Raw genomic sequence first — 22551 nt, 5'->3', positions numbered from 1 at the left:
TCATCTGTTTACCATTAGTGCGTTACCAAATGATAACGCGGGTTGAATCGGGCCGGTACAGCTTCTGGCCGGGCTTGATGCCGAAAGCCTCGTAGAAAGCCGGCACGTCGGCCATGGGGCCATTCACGCGGTACTGGGCCGGCGAGTGCACGTCGGTGAGCAGCTGGTTGGCCAGGCTCTCGTCGCGGGTGTGGTTTTGCCAGCCCAGGGCATAGCCCAGAAAATAGCGCTGCACGGGCGTGAGGCCGTTTATTTTCTTGCCTTCCTTGTACTGTTTGGTCTTTTTAAATGCATCGAGGCCGATGACGATGCCGCCCAGGTCGGCAATGTTTTCGCCGGCTGTGGCCGCGCCGTTAATGTGCAGGGAGTCGAGCAGGGTGTAGCCGTTGAACTGCTTCACGATGCCGGCCACGCGCTGGTTGAAGCGCTGGCGGTCTTCTTTGCTCCACCACTCGTGCAGGTTGCCCTTGGCGTCGAACTGGCTGCCCTGGTCGTCGAAACCGTGGGTGAGCTCGTGGCCGATGGTGCTGGCGCCGGCGTAGCCGTACACCAGCGCGTCGTCGGCATCGGCGTCGAGCAGGCCGGGTACCGCAAAGGCGGCGGCGGGCAGCACAATCTCGTTGTTGCTGGGGTTGTAGTAGGCATTGTAGGTCTGTGGGGTCATGCCCCACTCGGTGCGGTCCACGGGCTTGCCCAGCTTGTTTAGCTCGTAGCGGTACTGCCACTGGTTGGCCCGCATCACATTTGCGGCCAGCGAACTGCGGTCAATGGTCAGGGTCGAGTAATCTTTCCACTTGCTGGGGTAGCCAACTTTGGGGGTGATTTTACGCAGTTTTTCCAGTGCTACCACTTTGGTGGGAGCACTCATCCAATCCACTTTCTGGATGTGCTCGGCAAAGGAGGATACTACGTTTTTTACCAGCGTATCGTAGCGGGCCTTGGTCTCGGGCTTGAAGTATTCTTTCACGAAGAGTTGGCCCAGGGCGTCGCCCAGGGCATCTTCCTGCATGTCGAGCACGCGCTTCCAGCGGGGCCGGATGGCCTTGGCACCACGCAGCACGGAGCTGTAGAAGCGGAAATTCTCCTCAACAAACTCACTGCTGAGCGTGGGCGCAAACGTACGCGTGAGCTGCCAGGTAAGGTAGGCCTTCCAGTCGTCGAGCGGCGTGGTGCGGAGCAGCTGGGCGGCGTTCTGGTAGAACTCGGGCTGGCCCACAATGACCGTGTCCACGCCGGTGAATTCCATTTGGGTGAGCCAGGTTTTCCAGTCCAGGCCGGGAGTGAGCTTGTTGAGCTGCGCAATGCTCATCTTGTTGTAGTTGGCGTAGGGGTCGCGCAGAGCTTCGAGCTTGCGCGAGGACTTGGCCAGGCTCGTTTCCAGGGCCAGCACCTTGGCCGCGTTGGTCTGGGCAGTGGCGGGATTCTGGCCCAGCAGGCGGAAGGTGTTGGTCACGTGTTTCAGGTACTCGGCCCGGATGTTGGCGGTGCGCGAGTCGGTGTTGAAGTAGTAGTCCCGGTTGGGCAGGCCCAGGCCGGACTGGCGCAGGGTAAGGACCATTTTCTCGCTGTTCTTGTCGTCCTGGCTCACGTTGATGCCGATGAGGGCGCGCACGCCCAGCGGAATTTCGCGGGCGATGACGCCGGGCACTTCGGCCACGGTTTTCATGGCCGCAATGCGGTCCAGCTCGGCCCTGATGGGAGTGGCGCCCAGCTTGTCGGCCTTTACCGAGTCGAGACCCACGGCCCAGAAGTCGCCGATTTTCTGCTGGTTGCTACCGGCGGCGGCATTGGCTTTCGCCGCTTCTATACTGGTCTGGCGCAGGCGGGCATACACCTCTTCCTGCACCTTCTTGCCAATGCCCATGCTGCTCTCCGAGGCTGGAATGGGGTTGTTCTTGATCCAGGTGCCGTTGGCGTAGCTGAAAAAGTCGTCGCCGGGTGCCACGGTGGTGTCCAGGGCGGCGTGGAGCAGGTCGGGCTTGCTATCGCTGGAATTAGCTGTTTTCAGGGAGTTGGACGGACAGCCGGACACAGCAGCAGCCAGCAGGGGTAACAGAAGGAGGTGTTTTTTCATGCGGGGAAGGTGAGGGGCCGTCGGATGAGAAAGACGTAATACCGAAAGACTCGAAATTACTAGAAACCCTCACGCCAATTGCACGCAGTGCAATTGCTACGTTGCTTGTGAACCGTGCAAGCTTCAAACAGTACAAGAGGCAAGACGGAAATTGTTGCTGAGCTACTTTGTGTATTTATTATATATTAATAATTTATTATTACAAATATTATATGTTAAATTGCTATCTTGCTTCACTTAACATTTACCAGACATGAGAAACTTTATTTGCTTGGTAATTATATGCTTCATAGCGCTAGTGATGGGCTGCTCGGAACGAGAGGATAGCCAAAAAACTGCGTCAGAGGGCCAAATAAATCAGAAAGGCATCCAAAATACACGGGCCGACGTGAGCGAAGTCAACAGTGACTCAAGTAGGAATGCTTCTGATACAGCAACTGGAAATGGTTTTGCTAGCCGTCCTGCAACCGATAGCGTTAATGCCTCTTCTAAGGAATCAGAAACAGCACCTTCTCCCTTCCGAACTCCGGCTTGGCTTGCCAAGGAATTTGAAAATGCCGTCTCTATTGAGGTCCGGTTTAAAACCAAAAAAGACTACGATGACGCAGTTGTGTTTTATAAATCTCGCATCACAGGAAAACCTATTACTGATTCCTATGAGTCTGTGGAATACGCATCATCTGGAAGTACGGTGTCCTCCCAAAAGATACAATAGAAATTCTTGTAATAAACACCTCTGCTTTGCCACCTAGTATGATAGTCGGCAATGTACCAAAGGGTATAATTGGTTACGTGCCTTTTCCATCAGGTAATGTTAATAATGTAGCAGAAATAGAAGACGTCTATAATTGGGCTGAACGGACGGAAGCTTTCCAAGCAGAAGAGCGTCCTGGTAAAGGGCCTAAAGGTCCGCGTGATAAAAATCTTACTAACCGAGTGGGTTATGTGACAACAGTACGGGCTGTTTTAAGAAAAAAGAATGTGTTACTTGAAAAGCTAGAAAAAGCTAAGGAATACGACGGGGTCATCATCAACCCACCAGTGCCGTAACCCACGCAATGGAATGTGTCTTGCCACTGCTGCAAACAAACACGCTCCAACCCACCAACGCGACTTTAAGCTACGCAATGACTAGATTACAGTAATCACCACCAATCATCACCAGCTATGAAGTATTGGGTTGCTGTAATATTGATAGCTGGTCTGGGAAACTGCTTTTCCGCGGCGGCGCAAACGCGCACCGCTGACAGCCTGCGCACGCTGCTCAGCAACGAAACCCGCCGCGACACCACCCGGGCCATACGGCTGCAGCTGCTGAGCAACGAAACCATGCTGGCCGACTTGCCGCAAGCCATTGCCCTGCTGGAGCAGTCGCTGGCGCTGTGCCGCGCACTCAATTACCCGGTGGGCGAAGGCAAGGCGCTGGTGCGGCTGGGTACCCTTTATCGCCGGCAGGAAAATTACCCGCAGGCGCGGCAGTACACCCAGCAGGCGCAGGCATTGTTCAGGCGTCGCGGCGACCTGGCCGGCCTGGCCAAAACGTACCTGCAGCTGAGTTTTATTAACCTGGCAGTGGGCGACCTGGTGGCTTCGCTGCGGGCCGCCGTAACGGGCTTGCCTTATGCCGAGAAAGCCGGCGACCAGCTTACCCACGGCCGGCTGCAGGTGGCGGTGGGCAGCGTCTACGTGCAGTCGGGCAACCACGAAGAGGCGCTGCCTGTGCTAAAAAAAGCCTTGAAAGCAGTGGATGCGCAGGCCGATAAGTACATGGTGGTAGCGGCCCTGAACCTGCTGGGTAATACCTACCAGCTGCGTAAGAATTGGGACGAGGCCCTGGCTTGTTTTCAACGGTCCGAGCGCCTGAACAATGAACTGGGCGATGAACAAAGCGCGACGATTGACAACACCGACATGTCGGAACTGTATGCCGAACAGAAAAACTACGCCCAGGCGCTGAAGTACGCCCTCAAGGCGCGTAAGGCCGCCGTTCTCAACAAGGACAAGTACAATCTGCCCCCGGCCGAGCTGGCGCTGGCGCATGCCTACCTGCTGGGCGGGCGGCCGGATAGCGCCATTGCCCTGGCCCGGCACGCATTTGAGCTGGGCAGAAACTCGCGCACATTGGAAAGCCTGCGCAATGCCAGCGAGGTGCTGTCGAAGGCACACGCGAACCGTGGAGATTTTGCCGATGCCTACAAATACTCGGGCCTGTGGGCGGCTTACAAGGACTCAATAGCAGGCGAGAGGGCACAGGTTAAAATAAGTGGCTTGCGCTACGGGTATGAAATAGGGCGCCAGCAGGACCAAATATCCCTGCAGGCCCAGAAAGCTGCCCGCCAGCGCCAGGGCATCTACGGCCTGCTGGCGGGGGTGCTGGGCCTGCTGCTGCTGGCGGGCCTGCTGGTGCGCAACGTGGTGCTGAAACAACGGGCCAACCGCACCCTCAACGAAAAAAACGAACAAATTGAGCACCAGCGCGACCGCCTCGACCAGACCCTCACCCAACTGAAAGCCACGCAGTCGCAGCTGGTACAAAGCGAGAAAATGGTGGCTCTGGCAGCGCTCACCGCCGGGGTAGCCCACGAAATTCAGAATCCGCTCAACTTTGTCAACAACTTCTCGGAGCTGAGCCTGGAACTGCTGGCGGAGCTGGAAGAAGAACAGCAGCAGCCGTCCCCCAACCTGGTGCTGGCCAATGGCTTGTTTGACGACCTGAAACAGAACCTGCGTAAGATTCATCAGCACGGTGGGCGGGCGTCGGCCATCGTGAAGGGCATGCTGGACCACGGCCACGCCGAAAACGGCCGGCGCCAATCCGTGGACCTCAACGCCCTGTGCGAGGAATACCTGCGCCTGGCCTACCACGGCCTGCAAAGCCGTCACCGCACCTTCACGGTAGCCCGCACCCTGGACCTGGACCCGAACCTGGGCCAGCTGCACGTGGTGCCCCAGGAGCTGGGCCGCGTGCTGCTCAACCTGTTCACCAACGCTTTTTATGCTGTGCACAAAAAGGCCGAAACCACCGGGGATGGCTACGCCCCAGCCATTGGGGTGCGCACTCGCCACCTCAATGGGCAGGTGGAGGTGGCCGTGCGCGACAACGGCCTGGGCATTGCCTCGGCTGTGATGGACAAAATTTTCGACCCGTTTTTCACCACCAAGCCGCCCGGCGAAGGCACCGGCCTGGGCCTGTGGCTGAGCTACGACATCATTGCCAACGGGTACGGCGGCACGCTGGTGGCCCATTCCGAAGAAGGCGCCTTTACCGAGTTTGTGCTGACCATGCCCCAGGCGCAAACCGTATCCAGGGCTGCCGCCGCAGCCACTGTGCAGCAGTAGTTTGCAAAAAAAAGAACGTCATGCTGAGCGCAGCCGAAGCATCTCTACCGCACCATCTGTCATCCTGAGCCTGCGAAGGATCTTATCACCGGTAAACGATTTGTTCTCCGGTGATAAGATCCTTCGCAGGCTCAGGATGACAGATGGTGCGGTAGAGGTGCTTCGGCTGCGCTCAGCATGACGTTCTTTCGGTGCAGGCAGCTTTAACTGACCAAGAAAAGCGGGCTACAGAATAAACCGTGTGCTTAGGAAACTGCTTTCCTGGCCGTCCACGATGTCATTCAGAATCTGCTTGTTGGCCTCCGTCTGCTTGGTGGCTACCACTGTGCGAATGCTGAAGGAGCGCAGGGCGTCGTTCACCGAGAGCGTGCCTTCGGCCGAGTCTTTGCGGCCGGTGAAGGGGAAGGTGTCGGGGCCGCGCTGGCACTGGGCGTTGATGTTCACGCGGCTCACCTGGTTTACCAGCTGGTCGACGAGGTGGGCGACTTCCTGCGATTCGGAGCCGAAAATGCTCACCTGCTGGCCGTGGTCGGAGTCGATGATGTACTGAATGGCCTGGTCGACATGGGCAAAAGAAGCCACCGGCACCACCGGACCAAACTGCTCTTCGCGCCACACCTTCATGCCCTCCTGCACGGGGTAGAGCAGGGCTGGGTACACCAGCGGGCCGGCCGTGGTGCCGCCGCCTTCGTTCACAATGCGCGCGCCCTTGGCCTGAGCATCGGCGATGACCTCGGCCAGGTAATTAGGCTTCTGGGGCTCGGGCAGGGGTGTGATGTTCACTTTCTCGTCCCAGGGCATGCCGGGCTTCAGCTTGTTAATTTCGGTGGCAAGGCGCTGCACAAAGTCTTCGGCAATGCTTTCGTGCACCATAAACAGCTTGAGCGCCGTGCAGCGCTGGCCGTTGAAGCTCAGCGCACCCAGCACCGATTCTTTGATGGCCACGTCCAGGTCGGCGTCGGGCATGATGATGGCCACGTTCTTGGCATCGAGCCCAAGCACGGCCCGCAGGCGGTTGGATTTGGGGTGTAGCTTTTTGAGCGAGTCGGCTACCCGGCTCGACCCAATCAGCGCCAGCACGTCAATCTTGCCCGAGGTCATGAGAGCGGGCACAATGGCGTTGCCGCGGCCGTACACCGTGTTCACCACGCCCTTGGGGAAGGCTTCGGCAAAGGCCTGCAGCAGCGGGAAGTGCAGCAGGGCGCCGTGCTTCGGGGGCTTGAAAAGTACCGTGTTGCCCATGATGAGGGCGGGGATGAGCATGCAGAACGTCTCGTTCAGGGGGTAGTTGAAGGGGCCCATGCACAGCACCACGCCCAGCGGCGAACGCCGAATCTGGCCGATAATGCCCTCCTCAATGGTGAAGCGCGAAGAGTCGCGGTCCATGTCCTTGAGCGCGTCAATGGTGTTGCGGATGTAGTCGATGGTGCGGTCAAACTCCTTCTCCGAATCGGCGGCCGACTTGCCGATTTCCCAGAGCAGCAGCTGCACGATTTCCTTCTTCTGGTCCACAATAAGGCGGGTGAATTTCTCCACCGCCGCAATGCGCTCGGCCACGCTCAGGGCGGGCCACTCGCCGCGGCCGTGGTCGTAGGCGCGCACGGCCGCATCCAGCGCCTTGAGGCTTTCCGCCTCGTCGAGCAGCGGATAGGAGCCGATAACGCGCGGCGCCAGGGTGCCGTCCGTCAAGCGGGTGTAAATGGGCGTGAGGACTTCCTGGGTCGCCCCGCTCCATTCGCGCAGCTCCCCGTCGAGCAGGTACTGGCGCTGGTGCAGCGGCTTGGGCCGGCGCCAGGCTTCGGGAATCGCCGCCTCGTCGAGCGGGAAGAGGTGGGTCAGGCTTTCGGAGGTTACAGACATAGTTGAATCAACATTGTACAGTGCGAACCTACACAACAGCAAGCGCCCGCCGAAGTCTTATCCTGTCTGGCTGTTTGTGAAACGAATCCTCTGGAAGCGTTTACGTGCCGAAAACAAGCAAACAAACCGTAAGTTGAGGCCATAATTATGTTATCCCTCATGTCGCTTCGCCTCCTGCTTTTGCTCAATTTTGCTGCTGCAGCCTACCTCACCGGCCTCATCTGGACGGTGCAGGTGGTGCATTATCCCAGCTTCGGGCAGGTGCCTAAGGCGGCTTGGGAAGCCATCCACACGGCCCACACCCGCCGCATGAGTTACGTGGTGCTAGCGCCCATGGTGGTGGAGCTGGCCCTGGCCGCGTGGCTGGCCTGGGCCGGGCGCCATGCCCTCCCCGGCGGCGCCGGCTGGTGGAGCCTGGCGCTGGTAGTGGTGGTTTGGGCGGTTACCTTCTTCATCTCCGTGCCCTTCCACAACCGCCTGGCGCAGGGCTACGACTACATTGCCATCGACGGCCTCATCCGCACCAACTGGCTGCGCACCCTGGCCTGGACGGCGCGGGCCGGGCTATTGGGCTGGCTGCTGGCGCGGTAGTAGCTGTTTCGACAAGCTCATCAGCACAGCCATCAGCCTAGGTTGATTCTGCGCATCGCCATAACGGTTCGCCCCCAAGCAGCGCATAGGAAAGTGCAAATCCGACAATGTTCAGAGCATTATAGGGTCAAAAAAGGTGTAGAGACGCAGAAGCCTGCGTCTCTACACCCGTGCGAAAGGACACTGCAAAAGCGTCCAAACAAACCCTATTGCACCGGCCGGCTCTTCTCCCGGATGGCCTTGAACTCCGAGCCTTCCTTCCACTGCGGAAAAGTGTTTCGCTGGCCAGCCGCTGGCCAATGCGAAACAGGAGCCGCGCATCCTGCGCGGCGCCGCGCAGGTCGGCTTTCGGGTCGAACTCGTCGGAGGGCTGGTGGTAGTGCTTGGCCTCGAATAGCTCGCCCTGCTCTTTGGCAAATTCTTTGCCGTGCAGGCGGCTGTCAAACTCGCCCTTGGCATAAAGCGCGGGCACGCCCACTTTGGCAAAATTGAAGTGGTCGGAGCGATAGAAGCTGCCGGTTTCGGGGTGCTGGGTGGGCAGTACGTAGCGGTTCTGTTCCTTGGCGGCGGCCCGGGCGTAGTCGTCCAGCTCCGACTGCCCGTAGCCCGTGATGGTCAGGTCGCGCATCGGCCCGAAGCCCAGCAAGCCGTCCATGTTGATGTTGGCCACGGTATTCTTCACCGGAAACAGCGGGTGCTGCGCGTAGTAGGCCGAGCCCAGCAGGCCCTGCTCCTCGCCCGTCACGGCCAGGAACACAATGCTGCGGCCGGGCTTCTGCCTGGCCTGCACAAAGCCGTTGGCAATGGCCAGCAGGCCGGCGCAGCCGCTGGCGTTGTCGAGGGCCCCGTTATAAATCGAGTCGCCGGCAATGGCCGGGCCGATGCCGAGGTGGTCCCAGTGCGCCGAGTACACGATGTACTCGTTGGAGCGGCTGGTGCCGGGCAGCACCGCCACCACGTTCTTGGATGTCTTGAGGGTGATTTTATTGCGCAGCGACGTGCTGAAATTCAGCCCCATGGCCCGTGGGCGGAAGCCCGGCTTGTTGGCCGCCGCGTAGGCCTCGTCGTAGCTCTGGCCGGCGGCCGTGAACAGGCGTTTCGCGGCGTCGAGGGTAATCCAGCCTTCCAGGGCCACTTTGCTGGCGCCGTGGTCGGGCGTCTGGGGGTGCAGCTTGGCGCCGCCGTTGCTGCTTTGCACCACCGTCCAGGGGTAGGAGGCGGGCTTGGTGTCGTGAACGATGAGGATGCCGGTGGCGCCGTGGCGGGCGGCTTCTTCGTACTTGTAGCCCCAGCGGCCGTAGTACGTCATGGCCTTGCCCTTGAAGAGCGTGGTGTCGGTGCCCGCGTTGCCGGGGTCGTTTATCAGCACCACCACGGTCTTGCCCTTCACGTCGAGGCCTGCGTAGTCGTCCCAGCCGTACTCGGGCGCCACCACGCCGTGGCCCGCAAACACCAGCGGCGAATTGCTGACGGCCACGGCCGGCACTTCGCGCTCGGTGAGCACCATGTAGTCGGTGCGGTAGTTCAGGGTCAGGCTTTTGCCGTTGCCGCTCACGGTAGCGGTAGGAGCGGGCATTCCGGTGATTTCTACCAGTGGCACGGCCTGGAAGTAGGTGCCATCGGGCCCGGGCAGCAGGCCCAGCTTTTTAAATTCGGCGGCCAGGTAGGCAGTCGTTTTCTCCTCGCCGGCCGTGAACGGCCGCCGTCCCTGAAACTCGTCCGAGGCCAACATTTTGATGTGCTGCCGGATGAGCGCCGGCGTGATGCCATCGGCTGGCGACGGCACGCTGGCGGTATCCGAAGACAAGGACTGCGACTGGCTGCCCGAAGCAGCTGTTTCCGACGACGACGACGATTGGCTCTGGCAACTCGCCAGCAACAGCAACGCTGCGGCCGGTAGCCACCCGCGCATTAGATATAGCTTCATTGGTACAGAGAATAAGCTTTCGCGGTGACAAGCCAAAGCCGATGGCAGCTGAGCAATATGCCCAGCCAGCACCCGTCATCGAGCCGAAGACAGGTGCCCGAATGTAGCACCAGAAACCCCGGTTCCGATGCGCATCAGATAATGCCTGTAGTTTGACAAGCAGGTGTACGAGAGCCTGCTTTGTTCGCTACACATGATGAAGTCCAGCTCGGGCAAACGTCTTACGGCTGCTTATTATGCTACTATTCTGCCCATTTTCGCTTCGGCACTGCCAGTAGATAATGCCCGCCGCCTGCCTGCGGTCAGTCTTTTCTGCAATACACGGGTGGACTGGTGCTCACCGGGTTTTCTGGGTGCACTCCATCCAGGGGGTGCTCAGTACTTAAATGCGCGCGAAATGGTCTGCAGAAACGCGTGCGCCCTCGTCGGTACACAGGCCGCGAATGTAGTAGAGGAAAATACTGCGAAACACCTCTGCCATGTTGTAGCGGTCGGGTGGAAAAATGACCGGGTTGAGCATCATGTTGATTTGTTCAATCAGCACCTTGGTCACCAAGTTGATGTTGATGTCGGAGCGAAATAGCCGGCTGCGGATTCCATCGTTGAGCAGTTGTTGTAGCTGCGGCGCCGAGTACGTATTCAGGTGCTCCACAACCACCATCCAGGCACTGGGAAAGTCATTTTGCAACTCGCTATAAAACGCAGCCGGTATGCTGGCCAAGTCACGCAGCCCGAGCCGCAACAGCCCATAGAGGCGCTCCACTGCCGACGAAAACTCTGCGTAAAGGGCCACGTGGTCACGTTTCTGGCGTTCGGTGTCGGCTAGTACCGCGGCGCTCACCAAGGCCTCGCGGCTGGGGTACTGCGCCTGCAGGTCCGTCACGCTCATGTCGATGGCCATGGCCAGTTTGGCATCGGACGCCGTGCGGAGGCCGTACTGGTAGAGAACCGGCATCGCTGCTTCTAAAGAAGTACGCAAAGGAATAGAATGGGGCATAGGCGAAAAAAAGATGCTGACAGGAGTGAGCGGAGAATTTAGCAACGAATCAGTGCAATTTGCACTGGCACTGGCTCGTGTTTATACGGTGCCCAGCAGAAAGAAAAACAGAAGCTGGGTGAGGTAAACCAACGGAACCAAGGGGTTTACCTTCTTGAATTCTGCCCGGTTGAATAGCATTTGCATGATGCAGGCCAGGATAAACCAGTCCCGAAAATTCTGAAAGGGAATGATGTCGGCCGTCCAGTGCCAGAAATCAAAGGTGCTGGCCACGGGCTCCATGCACGCATCAAGCCCCACCATGAGCAGGGCCGCCAATATGGTGCGGGGCAGCTCGGGCAGGGGCACGTAGCGCGCCAGAATACCGCACGCATACGTGAGCACCAGCCAGTTGAGCCCAATGGCCAAGGGCACACCCAGCACCTGGTAGCCCAGGGTTTGGCCGTAGGAATAGTGCCCAAACAGCTTGCCGGTGGCAGTGCCCACCACTTCGGCGGCAAAGCCCAGCAAGCTCACCGCCACGCAAAAAGTCCAAAATCCCATGGGCCGGCCCGGCTGAAACGAGAACAGCAGCCCCGCCGTGAGCAGCAGCGTGAGCGGCGTAAAGCGGAGAAAAAACTCCGGGTTATCGGTGAACGCCAGGCCCACAAAGCCCGTGAAGTGGAACAGCACTATCAGCCCTTGGGCCACGCGCAGCCAGCGGGTATTGGCGGCCGGTAGCGGCTCGGTATAATCAACCATAAGTTGGAATGAGGAGCGAAAAACAGCAACAAGCGGCCCATTAGCCGCTTTCTATTGCCCGTGCTCAGGCCTCAGTAATAAGCGAAGAAACGATTTTGGCTGACAGCAGGCAGAGCGGAATGCCGCCGCCCGGGTGCACCGAGCCGCCACAAAAGTACAGCCCTTCGAGCCGACCCGAAAAATTGGGGTGACGCAGGAACGCCGCCAGCGCGTTGTTGGACGAGCTGCCGTAGAGCGCCCCGCCAAAAGAGGAAGTATCGGCGGCGATGCCGGGCGGCGTCCATACTTTTTCGGTGGTAATGAGCGGCACTAGGTCGTTGCCCAGCACCTGGCTTAGCTTGCGCAGCACCACGGCCCGGGTTTTGGCGGTGAGGGCGTCCCAGTCCTGGCCCTGGTCGTGGGGCACGTTCACCATCACAAACCAGTTTTCGTGGCCGGTGGGCGCATCGGCAGGCGTTTTTTTGGAGGTGATGTTCACGTACACCGTCACGTCGTCGGCCACGGTCTTATCTTGAAAAATGGCCTGAAACTCGCGCTGGTAATCCGCCGAGAAAAAGATGTTGTGCAGGTCCAGCTCCGGAAACTCGCGCGCAACGCCCCAATAAAAAATCAACGCCGAGGACGACCGCGGCTGGCTGAGCGTGCGCTCGGGCGCGGGCTCGCGCGGCAGCAGGCGGCGGTAGGTGGGCACCACGTCCATGTTGCTCACTACCTGACCAAAATCGTACACGTCCTGCGCCGTGCGCACACCGGTCACGCGGCCCTCGGCAACCACAATCTCCTCCACTGGCTCGTTGTACCGGAACTTCACCCCAAACTCTTCGGCCAGCCGCGCCAAGCTGCTGGCAATGGCATAAATGCCGCCCTCCGGGTAAAACGCGCCAATGCCGTGTTCCAGGTGCGGAATCATGCTCAGCGTGGCCGGCGCCTGGTACGGGTCCGAACCGTTGTAGGTCGCGTAGCGGTCGAAAAGCTGCACCAGTCGCGGGTCGGTAAAGGCCTGAGCGTGGCGCTGGTGCATGGTGCCCAGCAGGCCCAGGCTGGGCAGCGCAGCCACCGCCTTCAGCGTTTCGGGGCTGAGGTAGGTACTGGCTTTGTGCAGGGATTTGTGCAAAAAAGTGCCCGCCGTGGCATCGTAGGCCTTGTGGCTGCGGCCCAGAAACTGCGTGACGGTGGCCGCCGGCGTCCCGAGCTTGTCTTCAATTTCAGCGGCGAACTTTTGAGCGTCGGCCCAGGCCGTGAGCCGGGTGCCATCGGCAAAGAAGTAGTTGGTGATGGGGTCCAGCCGCTCGTAGCGGAAGTAGTCGCTGGGCTCGCGGCCGGCCAGCCGGAAAATATCATCCACCAGCTGCGGCAGCGTAAATAGCGACGGTCCCGCATCGAACCGGTACCCACCCGGCAAACTGAACTGGTGCATTTTGCCCCCAAACGTGCCGCTGGTCTCAAACACCGTGACGGCGCGCCCGGTGATAGCCAGCCGCACGGCCGTGGCCAGCCCGGCAATACCCGCGCCGATAACGGCCACGGGCTGGCGCAAAGACGTTATTTTTTCCTTTTTACGAAACACGGTCAAACGAAGAGCAAGGGCGGTAGTCGGATGACAACCCCGTTTAAGCGGGTTTGGTTGGCAGGAATACTTCCGCCAGCATGCAGCGGGCGCTGCCACCGCCCACCGTTTCGATGGTGGGAATGGCCAGCGGCACCAGTGCGGCGTGGCGTTCCAGCGTCTGGCGCTGGGTAGGGGTAAGGGCGTCGTGGGCCTGCTGCGACATTACCAGCAGGGGCTGCCCGCCAGCGGCTGGCTCCAGGGCCAGCATATTGCCCGCAAACCGGCCCACCTGTTCCTGCGAGATATCCACTATTTCGTGCCCGGTGGCGGTGAGCGACGCCACCACGGCGGCCTGTTCGGTGGCATCGGCAATGCTGCTGAGGCAAACCACGGCCACGCCCGGCCCCACGCACATCATCACGTTGGTGTGGTAAATTTCCTGGCCCTGCGCGTCGGTGGCTCGGAAAGCCACCGGCCGATAGCCCAGTTGCTCGGCCACCTGCTCAAACAAAGCTGCGTCGGTGCGCGGCGACAGGCCTGCGTAGGCCACCCGGTGTACGTGGTCGAAAATGATGCTGCCAGTGCCCTCCAGAAACCGATTTTCCTGCTCCGTCCCGGACAAATCCACGACTTCGCGCACATCAAATTCACGAGCCAGCGCCGCTATAAGTTCGGGCTGGCGCTCGGAGCGGCGGTTAGGCGCACACATCGGGTAGAGCAGCAACTGGCCGTCGGCATGGGTCGAAAACCAGTTGTTGGGAAATACCGCATCAGGCTTGGCCGGCTCCGGCGCGTCATCGAAAACCTGCACCCGCACGCCCCGGCCGCGCAAAGTGGCCACCGCCGCATCAAACTCGGCCAGCACCTGCGCGGTGAGGCCAGCCGCGGTCAGTTGCCGCTGGTAGCGGTTGGAATCGGCCGTTTCAGTGTTGAATCCAAAGCTGGCGGGACGCGCCATCAGCACTGTGTTGGCAAGGGACATAAATGAGAGAAGTTGTTCAGGGATTAGTCAGCACGACGTGCTGGAAGTTTTTTCGATTGCTATAGCTGCTTCCGCGCTACTCCACCGCCAGCACCAACCCTTTCAAATAAGCGCCCTCCGGATGGAACAGGCTCACCGGGTGGTCGGCGGGTTGGGTGAGGCGGTGCAGAATGCGCGCCGGACGGCCCGCCTCAATGGCGGCCGCGAGTACGGCACCTTCAAACAGCTCGGGGCTCACCACTTGCGAGCACGAGAAGGTAAAGAGCAACCCACCGGGCGCGAGGTGGGCAATGCCGGCCATGTTCAGGCGCTTGTAGCCCATGAGGGCAGCGTGGCGGGCACCCATGTGCTTGGCAAAAGCGGGCGGGTCGAGCACCAGCAGGTCATACTGCGCCGAGTGGTTTTTGAGGAAGCCCAGCACGTCGTCGGGGTAGGCGGTGTGGCGGTCGGCGTGGTTTGAAAGCTCGGCGTTACGCTCGGTGAGGGCAATGGCTTTCTTGCTCGAATCCACGGAGTGCACCAACTCGGCGCCGGCTTCCAGGGCATACACCGAGAAGCCACCCGTGTAGCAGAACGTGTTGAGCACCTTGCGGCCGGGCGAGTAGCGGGCCAGCAGGGCGCGGTTGTCGCGCTGGTCGATGAAGAAGCCGGTTTTCTGGCCCGTTTCCCAGTCCACGGCAAACTGGTGGCCGTTCTCCATCACCAAGTGCTCCGTGCCGGTGCTTTCGCCCAAGAGGTAGCCATTTTTGGCATCGGGCACGGCATTGCCGGGCACGGTTTCGGCGCTCTTGTCGTAAATGGCGCGCAGCTTGTCGCCAAACACAGCCTGCAGGGCCGTGGCAATTTCGGGGCGGGCCCGGTACATGCCCACGCTGTGGGCCTGCACCACGGCCACGTCGCCGTACACGTCGATAATGAGACCGGGCAGGCCGTCGCCCTCCGCGTGCACGAGGCGGAATACGTTGGTGTCGGCCGTGCCGGTGAGGCCCAGGCGCTGGCGCAGCTGGTAGGCGTTGCGCAGCTTTTTCTCCCAGAACTCAGGCGAAGGCAAGGCGCTGTTTTCGCCAAAATCCAGCATGCGCACGGCAATGGAGCCACCGCCCGAAAAATGGCCCACGCCCAGCAGTTCGCCGTCGATGGCTTCCACGCGCACAGGGTCGCCCTCGTGGGTGTCGCCCTTCACGCGGGCAATGGCCCCCGAGAACACCCAGGGATGGCGGCGGCGCAGGGAGTGGTCTTTTCCGTTTTTGAGGACGATGGTGGCGGGGTTCAGCATAGGCCACAAAGGTACGGCGGCGCCTGTGCGAACTTTGCACTCCGGTTATCGCCTTTGCCGCCTTCCTGTTTTTGTATGAATTCCGACTTGCTTATTCTCGACTACGAACCCGCGCACCAGCCCGCGTTCCGGGCCCTCAACCACGAATGGATAGCTCACTACTTCACCATTGAGCCCATCGATAATGAGATGCTCGACGACCCCGAAGGCTACATCCTGGCACCCGGCGGCCACATTTTCATGGCCAGCCACGGTGGAGCAATTGTGGGCACCTGCGCCCTCATCAAGGAGCACAAAGGCGTGTATGAACTGGCCAAAATGGCGGTTTCGCCCCGGGCGCAGGGTCTGGGCATCGGCTGGGCCCTTGGGCAGGCCGTGGTAGCCAAAGCCCGGCAGCTAGGTGCCCACCGCGTCGAGCTGCTCTCCAATGCCCGGCTTAGGCCTGCGCTGGCGCTCTACGCTAAACTGGGCTTCCGGCACGTGCCCGTACCGCCCACACCTTACCAGCGCACCAACGTGAAAATGGTGCTCGACCTCTAGTTAGGCCTTGCCGAACCAGCGCCGGTAAATGGGCTTTCGCCAGGCAAACTGGGCCCACATGGCCGGGTACAGCAGCGCATCGAGCAGGGGCGAGGCTGTGCAGTACTCCAGGGCATCCACGATTACGCAGGTGCCTTTTGGGCCGGGCTCCAGCAGGTGCCGGTGGCGCCAGAAACGCAGGGGCGGGGGCAGTGCCTGGCCTTCGTCTACAAAAAAACAGGTGCCATCAGGCAGCGTGCCGTGGTCGGTGATGAGCGACGTCCACGGCAGGCGCTTCACCAGCGTATCCAGCTCAATCTCGACCTTGTCGCCGGTGCGGCACCCATCAAAACGCACCACCCGCAGCCTGGGAAACGGTGGCGCCAGGGCCACAAAAAGCGCGCGCGTAAAGCCGGCCATTACCTGTGCCGGGGCCTGCGCTACGGTGGTACGAAGAGTTACGTGCATAGTACCCAGCACAACGGGGCAGGTGCTCCTTTGTTTGCGCCAGCTGGGTGGGGCGGACGTTATTGCAGGCCCGTTACCCGGAATTCTACCCGCCGATTGAGCTTGCGGGTCACCTCCTGGGCATTGCTGGCCGTGGGCTGGGCACCCCCGAGCCCCGTGTCGGCAATGCGTGCCTCCGCAATGCCCTTCCGCACCAGATAACCCTTCACGGTGGTGGCACGCTGCTGGCTCAACAGCACGTTTTTGGCGGGGTCGCCCACGTTGTCGGTATGGCCGCGCAACTCAATGGTCATGCCCGGGTTGTCGTTCAGTAAGCTCACCAGCTTGTCGAGCGCGGCAAAGGACGAGGGCAGAAGCACCGCCTGGCCCTGCTCAAACTGCACATTGGCCAGCTGCACGGTGGTGCCCACACTAAGCGGCCGCAGCAGCACGTCCTGCACCGAAGGGCCCGGAACGGCCGTCCAGGTGCTGTCGGTGGCGATGTAGCCGTTGAGCTGGGCGTGGTAGGTATAAGTCAGCCCCGGGGTGCCCGGATGAGAAAATGCGCCTTTGGGGTTGATTTTCACCATCTTGCCAAAGCCGGAAAGCCCCATGCGAAGCTGCGCCTGCGGCAGCGGCTGGTAGGTGAGGGCATTCAGGACCCGGCCGCGCCACGCGGCGGTGGTGGGCACGGGCGGTGGGGCTATCATGCGGCGCACCACGCTAAACAGGTTGCAGCCGGCCAGGTCGGTGTAGGTGCCTTTGCGCATAAGAGTGGCCTGGCGCCGGGCCAGGTCTACTTTATACACCCCCTTGGGCCCGGCCAGGTACATCCGGCGCCGGCCGCGCTCGTCGTTCTGCATCAGCAAGTCGCTGTAGCCGCCGCGTTCGGGCAGGCCGCTTAGGGCCATCATCTCGGGGTTGGGTTTTTGATTTTTCAGGTCGATTTTGAGCAGCGAGCCGTCGGTGCTGTACACGAGGTACATGGTGTTGGCATCGTCGAGGCAGAAGTTGCCGTGGGAACCCGCCCCGCTGTAGCCAATCTGCGGGTAAAAAGGCGCTCTCCGGAGCGGGTCGGCGGCCCAAATGGGCGTTACGCTGCCGTCGTAGGGGCTCACCCGCACCAGCTTATTCGCATCAGAAGACATAAAGTACAGGTCGCCCCGCTCGTCGGTAGCCGCCGAAATCCAGCTCACATCAGGTCCCTGAGCCGGCAGCCGCCACGTGGTGAAGCCGCCCTGGCGCGTGGCCGGATTGTAGCGGTACACCAGCTCCGGCGCATCGGTGGGCGCTTTGGTCACGGAGTAAAGGCAATTATCAAATCCCTTGGCCAGCGCGTAGGACTGAAACGGCAGCACCTCCCGGTGAATCTTGGGCGCAACGGTGAGGTCGTTGCTCGCAAACTCGTGAATGGTGCGGCAGTCGTCTTCCCACTGCCCGTTGTGGTAGCGGGTGGCCGCAATCCCAAACATCTTGTTGTCGCAGAGCTGGTCGGCGTAGCGGCGGCTGGGCAGCGGCTTGCCGGTGAAAGCAAAGGATTTAACCAATTCCTGCCCCGCCGCCAGGTACATGCTGTCCTGGCTGGTCGCGCCCTGGTACTCCACTTTAATGTCGTAGCCGTTGCGCCGGATGCGGCGGCCCACCACGTGAGTGCGGGTGGGGCTGGCCGGCGCAGGCACGTAGGTGTAGTCGTAGCTCACCTCGCTGTAGCGACCCAGGTCGCGCTGTTCGAGCCGTAACACCTGTGCCTGCGGAAGCCGCACTATGCTGCGCCACACCGAGTCCTGCCCGCCAAAGGTGGTGATGGGCAAGTCCTTCTGGGTATCGGGTAGGGGCTGTACGGTAAGGGTAGCCACGGCCGGCTGCGGCTCCGAAGCCGCCCCGGCGTAGAATGCGGCCTCCGCCCCGGCCACGTTTTTGCGCACCTTCCACGTCGGCGGGTAAGTGAGTTGGTAGTTGGCGCCCGCGTTGGTGTATACTGTGGGGAGCAGGGCCTTGCGTGCTGGTTGAGCAACCAGCACCACCGGGCACATGAGCAGCACGAGTACCAGGCAAGGATTCACCAGCAGCAAAAAGGACAGCTTGGATGTTAACAATACAGTTTTGAGGGCATAAAATCCCATTTTTTGTAAAGTAACGGCTTGCTTCGCCAAAAAGCACACAGCCTTGGCCGTAAAAACGCCGCTCTTTTCTCCGAAACAAACCCCTTCGCTACCCCAGCAGTTCCTCAATATCAGCCCGCGTGAGGTGCTTAATTACGGCTTCGTCGGTGGCAATCAGCTCGCTGACCAGCGCCAGCTTGCGCCGCTGCAGCGCCAGGATTTTCTCCTCTACCGTGCCCTGGGTGATGAACTTGTAGGTGAACACCGGGCGCTGCTGGCCGATGCGATGGGCGCGGTCTACGGCCTGGGCTTCCACGGCGGGGTTCCACCACGGGTCGAGAATGAAGACGTAGTCAGCGGCGGTGAGGTTGAGGCCCACGCCGCCGGCTTTCAGGCTGATGAGGAAGATTTTCAGGTCTTCGGTTTCCTGGAAGCGCGCTACCTCAGCGGGCCGGTCGCGGGTGGCCCCGTCGAGGTAGGCATAGGGCATCTGCCGCTCATCCAAGGCAGCCCGCACCAGCGCCAGGTGCTGCACAAATTGGCTAAAAACCAGAACTTTATGTCCTTCAGCTACCACGTTGCGAAGCATCCTCAGGACTTCGCGCAGCTTGCCTGATTCGTGGATGTAGGTATCGTCGGCGAGGCGCGGGTGGTTGGCAATCTGGCGCAGGCGGGTGAGCCCCTGCAGCAGCAGGAACTGCGTGTTGGCCGGGCCGTTTTCGTCCAGGTTGCGCAGGATTTTGTTGCGGTAGAAGCTCTTGGTTTCCTCGTAGGCGTGGGCCTGCTCCTCGGTCATGGTGCAGTAGCTTAGCTGCTCGGTCTTTTCGGGTAGCTCTTTGGCCACCTGGGACTTGTGGCGGCGCAGAATGAACGGCTTGATAAGCGCGTGCAGGCGGCGGGTGCGGCCTTCGTCCTGGTGTTTCTCAATGGGCTTCAGAAACTCCTTGCGGAAGAAAGCCTGCGTGCCCAGCAAGCCGGGATTGATGAACGACATCTGCGACCACAGGTCCATGGTGCTGTTCTCCACGGGCGTGCCCGTGAGAATCAGGCGGTGCTTGGAACGCAGCTGGCGTACCGCCTGCGAGGTAGTGGATGAGGGATTTTTGATGGCCTGCGACTCGTCCAGAATTACGTAGTCGAACTTGTAGCTGGCCAGCATTTCAGTATCGAGCCGCACAATGCCGTAGCTGGTCAGCACCACGTCGTAGTCGGCAAACCGGTCGGGGTTTTTGTCGCGGTACGTGCCGGTATAGGCCAGCACGCGCAGGTCCGGCGTAAATTTCTGTGCTTCATTCAACCAGTTGAACACCAATGAAGTGGGCAGTACCAGCAACGAGGCAGCGTTCTGCGCTTCGCCGCTTTCGGCGCGCTGCTGCAGCATGGCCAGCGTCTGGACGGTGTTATGTGTCAAAACAAAATTGTCCGTCACATACAGACGGTCGGGAGCATCCACCGAAATGCATTGCGCCGGCATGGTACCTACCAGCTCCACCGATTTGATGCCGCGATAGGGCTCGTACTTGGTTTTGGGGCGGTGGAGGGTAGCCTTTCGGGTCAGGCGGAACGGCTGGATACGCGGGGGGAAGCTTAGGGTGAGCGTGTAGGCTAACTGACCGCTCCGTTTTTCGCCTTTGTGGGTGTACGACGGAATCTTGTTCGATTCTTTTACGGTGCCGCCCAATGACTGCACCAGAAACGTGACGCCTTCAATTAATGCTGTCGAAATCGAAGAAAACTGGCACACATCGCCATCTGCCGACATATACCCGTCCGAATCCATTAGACCCTGAAGCACGGCGAGGCGAGTGGCCACATCATTCAACAAGTAGGACTCGGGAATGAATTTGGCCTTTGATCCCAGTCCTTTAAGACCCAAATTTTTGATGATTTGCATCAACTCATTAGTCCAACCCGTACCACGCTTCACAAGGGCATAGTCATAGGTTGCCGCTGCGTGGCGCATCACCAGGCTGGCTGGTAGCGTCTGGGCCACGTAGTTTACAATTTCGGCATCGGCAGTCGACAAACTGATGCTGTTTTGGCGGAAGCAGCCATCGCCAAGTAGCAGGCCCATAAAATAAGGGTCCACTGGCACTGGCTGCGCGGGCAACTCCACGGGTTCTACTAGCGGAATAAACCACCTGGTATTGCCGTGTTTGTCGTGCAGGTCGTTGCTAAACTCATGCAAAGCCTTCACTTGATACGCCTGGCCCCGGTACTTCTGCACCGGACTTTGCACGGCCCACAAATGGTCGGCACAGCACTCTGCCGTGGAATTATCGGTGAACGTAACCCTGAAAACTTCCTTTTCGCCCTGCGGAAAGACGCCCGTTACCCGCGAAGTGCGGCCTTGCGAATTGATAATGGCATCACCGACCGTTATCTCGCCCATTTTCTTCCAGCCACTGGGCGTAAGGATGTTGGAATGTAGCGGCTGGGCTTTCCCAAGCCCCATGTCGTCGGCCAGGCAGCCCCCGAAATGGTAGTCCTGCACAAAGCGCAGCCAGTTGTAGCCGGCCTTTTGGTAGGGACGCAACTCACCCAAAAAGCCAACGGGCAGGGGGTGGTCTTCTACTTCGGCAAAATCGCGCAGCTTGGCCAGCTTGCGGCCCATGCGCACGGTGGCCAGCTCGTTGCTCTGCAAATCGGCTACCAGGGCCAGGTGGTGGCGGCGCAGGTTCAGGCCTTCGGGGGTTTCTTCCCCAAAAGCAAATAGCTCCAGGTAGTCCGTAAACCACTCCTCGGGAATGATGGCAATCTGGCCATTGGGCAGCTTGAACTCGCGCCGGCGCTGCAGAATGTGCCCGCGCAGCCGGATAAACGGGACCTCAATTTCACCGAAGCGTACGGTGCCGCGCACGTCAAACCAGTCGCCGGCCTCCTGAATGCCCACGTGCACGCTGGTGGGCCCAATGAAGTAGCTTTTGGTGGCCGTAGAAGCCGCTTCCACGGTGTAGCCCAGTTCGGCCAGGGCCGTGGTGTTGTCGTGCAGCCACTTAAAGGCTTCGCCCTTGGGCAGCATCGCTTGGCCGTTTTCCACCGTGAGCAGGCGCTCCCGTAGCTCGGCCACTGTTGCTTGCTCCTGCTCGGGGTTGCGCAGCAGGCGGTGAAACACGTAGCTCTCGTCGGTTTTTTCCAGACGCACGCTCACCGGTTTGTCGGTGCCCAGGGGCATGAGGTGCGGGCCGTAGCGGAAGCTCAGCTCGAAATGAATCTGCTCGGTTTCGCCGCCGGTGAGGAGCGGGGCCACGGGCTTGGGCAGCGGAATGCGGCCCCGGCGCGGCGGCCCGGGCGGTCGCACGGGCGCCTCGGGCGGGGGCGCGGCCGGCATCGCATCGCTGAAGGTGAGCCGCGGGCGCGCCACGTAGCGCTCCGACCGAATGTCGAAGCCGCGAGCGTGCACCTCAAAGGATTCCATGAGTGGTGCCACAAACTTCTGGAAGTAGCTCTCCTCCACGTTGCGCGGCACCACAATAAATTTCTTTTTCAGAAAAGGCAGCAGCTTGCGCCCGTCTACCTCAGTCCGGAAGGAGTAGAGCAAGTCGCCGAGCAGCAGCCAGGCCGGCTGCAGGCACACCAGCAGGGCATCCTTGTACTGGAAGTCGAGGCGCTGGTTCTGGTACTGAATGGTGGGGAAGTAGTGCGTGCCATCGTCGTTGCGCCGGAAATGGAACAAAATGGAAGCCTTGGCTGGCGCCAGGCCAATTTCCTTCCAAGTGGGTTCGCCATCGCGGCCCATGATGAACACGCGCTTGCCAGCCAAGCGGGCCAGCAGGGCGGCCATGCGGGTCTGCACGTGCCTAGCAATGGCCTCCTGCAGCGGTTTGTCGCCTTTTTCGGCGTTGTAGGTCTTGAGAAAAAATTCGGACGTGGCAATCTTGCGGGGCCAAAATTCCTTCACCACCGCTTCCTGCTGAATCTGGTCGCAAAGTTCCACCAACTCGAAGTCGGTGGCATCGAGGCTGGCTTCGAATTCGTGCGCGTTTTTCCCCGAAACGGTCTGGTGCTGCAGCGTGAGCTGGCCCCGGGGGCCTAGCTGCACCACATAAGCCGCAAACAAATGGCCCAGGAACTCGTGCTCAAAGAGCGAGTAAACGATTTGAAAAGGTTCTGCAGTAGATACTTTCATAGCCGGACACGCGGAAAG

At 60.3% G+C, this 22551-nt stretch carries 16 protein-coding genes; 5 read left to right on the top strand and 11 right to left on the bottom strand.

Annotated elements, in window-relative coordinates; all coding sequences use genetic code 11:
* Positions 1–22: 22 nt before the first annotated feature.
* Complete coding sequence (locus tag BEN48_RS02075) at positions 23–2074, bottom strand: M13 family metallopeptidase (protein WP_070732456.1); 2052 nt, start codon at positions 2072–2074, stop codon at positions 23–25.
* A gap of 253 nt (positions 2075–2327) precedes the next feature.
* Between BEN48_RS02075 and BEN48_RS18535 the strand changes: the two genes are divergently transcribed.
* The 3 genes from BEN48_RS18535 (at position 2328) to BEN48_RS02070 (ending at position 5413) form a co-directional block, all read left to right on the top strand.
* Positions 2328–2789 (top strand): hypothetical protein, encoded by a 462-nt coding sequence (locus tag BEN48_RS18535; RefSeq protein WP_125932436.1) that lies wholly within the window; start codon positions 2328–2330, stop codon positions 2787–2789.
* A 38-nt stretch (positions 2790–2827) separates the two neighbouring features.
* On the top strand, positions 2828–3124 hold the full coding sequence (locus BEN48_RS18530) for a hypothetical protein (protein WP_125932435.1): 297 nt from the start codon (positions 2828–2830) through the stop codon (positions 3122–3124).
* A 117-nt stretch (positions 3125–3241) separates the two neighbouring features.
* Positions 3242–5413, top strand: a complete 2172-nt coding sequence (locus BEN48_RS02070; RefSeq protein ID WP_083320673.1) for a tetratricopeptide repeat protein — start codon at positions 3242–3244, stop codon at positions 5411–5413.
* 225 nt (positions 5414–5638) lie between these two features.
* Here the strand turns inward: BEN48_RS02070 and BEN48_RS02065 are convergent, their stop codons facing one another.
* Complete coding sequence (locus tag BEN48_RS02065) at positions 5639–7273, bottom strand: NADP-dependent glyceraldehyde-3-phosphate dehydrogenase (protein WP_070732453.1); 1635 nt, start codon at positions 7271–7273, stop codon at positions 5639–5641.
* Positions 7274–7432: 159 nt separating this feature from the next.
* Between BEN48_RS02065 and BEN48_RS02060 the strand changes: the two genes are divergently transcribed.
* On the top strand, positions 7433–7864 hold the full coding sequence (locus BEN48_RS02060; RefSeq protein WP_070732451.1) for a hypothetical protein: 432 nt from the start codon (positions 7433–7435) through the stop codon (positions 7862–7864).
* Positions 7865–7991: 127 nt separating this feature from the next.
* On the opposite strand, the gene BEN48_RS02055 is transcribed toward BEN48_RS02060, so the two are convergent.
* From BEN48_RS02055 to BEN48_RS02030, 6 genes are all read right to left on the bottom strand, one after another.
* A complete protein-coding gene (locus BEN48_RS02055) occupies positions 7992–9791 on the bottom strand; it encodes a M28 family metallopeptidase (RefSeq protein ID WP_094122912.1) in 1800 nt (599 codons plus the stop codon).
* 382 nt (positions 9792–10173) lie between these two features.
* Positions 10174–10770 (bottom strand): hypothetical protein, encoded by a 597-nt coding sequence (locus tag BEN48_RS02050; RefSeq protein ID WP_125932434.1) that lies wholly within the window; start codon positions 10768–10770, stop codon positions 10174–10176.
* Between the two features lie 99 nt (positions 10771–10869).
* Complete coding sequence (locus BEN48_RS02045) at positions 10870–11529, bottom strand: carotenoid biosynthesis protein (protein ID WP_070732446.1); 660 nt, start codon at positions 11527–11529, stop codon at positions 10870–10872.
* Between the two features lie 64 nt (positions 11530–11593).
* On the bottom strand, positions 11594–13096 hold the full coding sequence (gene crtD / locus BEN48_RS02040) for a 1-hydroxycarotenoid 3,4-desaturase CrtD (protein ID WP_241502143.1): 1503 nt from the start codon (positions 13094–13096) through the stop codon (positions 11594–11596).
* Positions 13097–13139: 43 nt separating this feature from the next.
* Positions 13140–14060, bottom strand: coding sequence for a citrulline utilization hydrolase CtlX (gene ctlX, locus BEN48_RS02035; RefSeq protein ID WP_070732444.1), 921 nt, complete (start codon positions 14058–14060; stop codon positions 13140–13142).
* A 76-nt stretch (positions 14061–14136) separates the two neighbouring features.
* On the bottom strand, positions 14137–15333 hold the full coding sequence (locus BEN48_RS02030) for a class I SAM-dependent rRNA methyltransferase (RefSeq protein WP_094122914.1): 1197 nt from the start codon (positions 15331–15333) through the stop codon (positions 14137–14139).
* A gap of 78 nt (positions 15334–15411) precedes the next feature.
* On the opposite strand from BEN48_RS02030, the gene BEN48_RS02025 reads away from it, so the two are divergent.
* Positions 15412–15876: a GNAT family N-acetyltransferase gene (locus tag BEN48_RS02025; protein WP_070732440.1), complete on the top strand. Its 465-nt coding sequence runs from the start codon at positions 15412–15414 to the stop codon at positions 15874–15876.
* Here the strand turns inward: BEN48_RS02025 and BEN48_RS02020 are convergent, their stop codons facing one another.
* The 3 genes from BEN48_RS02020 to BEN48_RS20130 form a co-directional block, all read right to left on the bottom strand.
* Entirely contained in the window at positions 15877–16323 is a 447-nt protein-coding gene (locus BEN48_RS02020; RefSeq protein ID WP_070732438.1) for an SRPBCC family protein, read from the bottom strand.
* A 59-nt stretch (positions 16324–16382) separates the two neighbouring features.
* Positions 16383–18365, bottom strand: a complete 1983-nt coding sequence (locus tag BEN48_RS02015) for an OmpA family protein (RefSeq protein ID WP_158010077.1) — start codon at positions 18363–18365, stop codon at positions 16383–16385.
* A 148-nt stretch (positions 18366–18513) separates the two neighbouring features.
* A complete protein-coding gene (locus BEN48_RS20130; RefSeq protein ID WP_070732435.1) occupies positions 18514–22533 on the bottom strand; it encodes an SNF2-related protein in 4020 nt (1339 codons plus the stop codon).
* Positions 22534–22551: the final 18 nt, after the last annotated feature.

It is taken from the genome of Hymenobacter glacialis (assembly GCF_001816165.1).
GTDB classification, from domain to species: domain Bacteria; phylum Bacteroidota; class Bacteroidia; order Cytophagales; family Hymenobacteraceae; genus Hymenobacter; species Hymenobacter glacialis.
The sequence above is the reverse complement of the archived record's forward strand: the minus strand, read 5'-3'. Positions and strand labels throughout refer to the sequence as shown.